The organism is Herpetosiphon gulosus (assembly GCF_039545135.1).
Classification (GTDB): Bacteria; Chloroflexota; Chloroflexia; order Chloroflexales; family Herpetosiphonaceae; genus Herpetosiphon; species Herpetosiphon gulosus.
The window spans coordinates 1-2,255 of record NZ_BAABRU010000078.1 but is presented as its reverse complement, the minus strand read 5'-3'; the positions used below and the strand labels follow the sequence as shown (position 1 = coordinate 2,255).

At 50.7% G+C, this 2,255-nt stretch carries 3 protein-coding genes; 1 reads left to right on the top strand and 2 read right to left on the bottom strand.

Going from position 1 to position 2,255, the window contains the following annotated elements:
* Positions 1-184 precede the first annotated feature (184 nt).
* Positions 185-685: a YciE/YciF ferroxidase family protein gene (locus tag ABEB26_RS26785; protein ID WP_345725158.1), complete on the top strand. Its 501-nt coding sequence runs from the start codon at positions 185-187 to the stop codon at positions 683-685.
* A 96-nt stretch (positions 686-781) separates the two neighbouring features.
* Here the strand turns inward: ABEB26_RS26785 and ABEB26_RS26780 are convergent, their stop codons facing one another.
* Positions 782-1,681, bottom strand: coding sequence for a manganese catalase family protein (locus tag ABEB26_RS26780; RefSeq protein WP_345725157.1), 900 nt, complete (start codon positions 1,679-1,681; stop codon positions 782-784).
* Between the two features lie 343 nt (positions 1,682-2,024).
* Positions 2,025-2,255, bottom strand: a 231-nt coding sequence (locus ABEB26_RS26775; protein WP_345725156.1) for a hypothetical protein, incomplete at its 5' end; no start/stop codon positions are given.

Below are 2,255 nucleotides of genomic sequence, written 5' to 3'. Positions count from 1 at the left end.
GGGCCGAACTTCGGGGTCATGGGTTGATTGGTCGGGCGTTGGTTTTTTGCTGGCCATGAGAACTCCTTGCGGCCCTCGACTTAAGATCATAATCCCAGATCTGTCTCACCTATGTTAGCACAGAGGGATGGTATGATTGTTGCTTGCTTCGTTTGCAAGAGGATATTCTTGTGAATGGAGGACGATGATGACCACCTTAAAAACGTTGGATGATCTGTTGTATGAACATCTCAGTGATTTGTATGATGCTGAGAACCAGATTCTTGATGCCTTACCGCTCATGGAAAAAAAAGCAACGGCTCCCGTCTTGCGTGCCGCCTTTGAAAAGCATCTTGAAGAAACGAAGGTTCAACGCGCCACCCTTGATGACATCTTTGCAGACCTTGGTCGCAAGCCTGCCACACATCGCTGTAAGGCCATGGAAGGCATTCTGCGTGAAGGCCAAGACTTTATGAAGGAAAAGGCTGAGGCCGAGGTGATGGATGCGGGGTTAATCGCTGCTGCCCAACGGGTTGAGCATTATGAAATCGCTGGCTATGGCTGTGTGCGCACATGGGCGAAGCAGTTGGGCATGACGAGCATTGCCGAACGGTTGCAGAAGATTCTCGACCAAGAAGGGGCAACCGACCAAAGTTTGACCCAGATTGCCGAAAAGACGATTAATCGTAAGGCGGTTGGCGAATAACGCGTACCAGTCTTCCTCCTCGGTTTTGCGACCTGTGACCAAAGCCCCACATCCAATGGTATGGATGTGGGGCTTTTCTTGATACGGCTGAATTCGTTAGCGACCGTCGCCCATGGCCGCGATTTGATCAACCAACGCGTTGAGTTCTGGTGGCAATCCTGGCGCAAACTCTTCAGGCCGTTCTGGCGCAGGCTGCATTGGCGCACCTGCTGGCGGTGTATCGGTGGTCATCACCGTTGCCCCGTCGTTGGCGGGCGACGATCCGTTGAAGATGGTGGACAATTCTGAGCCATCCAAACGCCAGTGATGTTGCTGTAAATGCAGCCCTGTCTCCATCAGGGTGCGCACTTCGGGAAACTGGGTCGCATCAAACTTCGGGATTGGTAAGATTTTGCCCCAGTTGACCCCTAATGATTCCAACGCTTTGGCAAATACCAACTCATGGGCATGGTCGCGCACAATCAAATAGGCAATGATCGATCGAGCAGTCGCATTGTCGGTCATTTCATAGATCCGGCATTTTTGTAAGCGCCCGGTTGATTCGAGCATCAAGTTATAGAGCAAATCGAGGGTTAAGTTGCCACTATTATAGACATACGAACCAAGCCATGGATTGCCAGCTGCATCAACGGGCATGGCCCCTTGCGCTCCCACAAGAAAATGGTGAATATTCCCTTCAGAAAGCGCATTTTTCAAGGGAGTACCACCGTTACCCGCGCCCATGCTGGGCAGACTTTCGGTGGCTCCATCCAGTAACCGACTAATCGTCGTGCCAATTAATTCAACGTGGCTGATCTCTTCAACCGCAACGGCGTGAATGAGATCGTGATAAGGTTTGGCCTTCCCCCGAAAATTCATGCTTTGGAAGAGATATTGCATCATCGTGCGCATCTCGCCAAATTGACCGCCTAAGCCTTCTTGCAGGGCATTCGCTGCCGCAGGATCAGGCTGATCAACCGCAATCTCATTGATTAAGTGCTGGGTATGAAAATACATGAGAAGAATCCTCTGGACAACATCGATCGCATCGATGTTGTTCCTATGCCCCAAGCAACGATGGAGAGAACAAGGGGGAAATCTGCGCTTGCCCAAGCAGACAAGCGCATTAGACGATAGCAAACTGCTTCAGGAGGTCAGCAGTTGTTGGCGTGGCACTCTGTAAGGTGGTGCGACAGTACGCAAGTGCAAGATGCATTCCTTCATCGGAATACCGTCTTTAGGAGTTCTATGGCTCACCTTGATTTACTGGGGCTGATGAATACCATGGGTGATGCGCGATATCAAGTGGTGGTTTCATGGTTGTACAACTGATGATGTGTCATAGTGAGGTACGTGTCCTCTATATCCAATGAGTTGATAAGTCTTTAGAATCGCAATAACCCGTTAAAATAAAAAGCCCCCGCCACTGATCGAGAGTGGAAGGGGGTAGCAAGGGGGAATGGCCGGAGACTGTACAATAGCGTGTGTATTTGGTTCCCAACCCAAAGACGAGCATTTCCAGAATAGGCTTGTAAGGGGATACCATGCCACGAGCAAAACACAAACCCGCACCAACGACCGCCGACCAACC